General features: G+C 55.4%; 1 protein-coding gene. It reads right to left on the bottom strand.

Annotated features, from left to right (window positions below; translation table 11 throughout):
• Positions 1–204: hypothetical protein (locus lacNas_RS01085; protein WP_201346510.1), on the bottom strand; the 204-nt coding region annotated here is incomplete at both ends.

The following is a 204-nucleotide window of genomic DNA, read 5'->3' on the forward strand; positions in this document are numbered from 1 at the left end:
GACGTTCTTTTGAACCTGGTTGGCCGCGTTGAACAAGTCGCTGGTCTTGTCACTGGTCGTGAAGTTGCGCTTGGCACTGACGAAGCCGTTCTTCTTCATGAAGTTCAAGTAGTCCACGAAAATCGGCCGGCTTGGCCAGTAAACCATCAGCAGCGGCCGCTTGTCGCTGGCCGTCGTCTTCGTCCAGGTGGTGCCGTTCTTCAA

It is taken from the genome of Lactobacillus nasalidis (assembly GCF_016587775.1).
GTDB classification, from domain to species: domain Bacteria; phylum Bacillota; class Bacilli; order Lactobacillales; family Lactobacillaceae; genus Lactobacillus; species Lactobacillus nasalidis.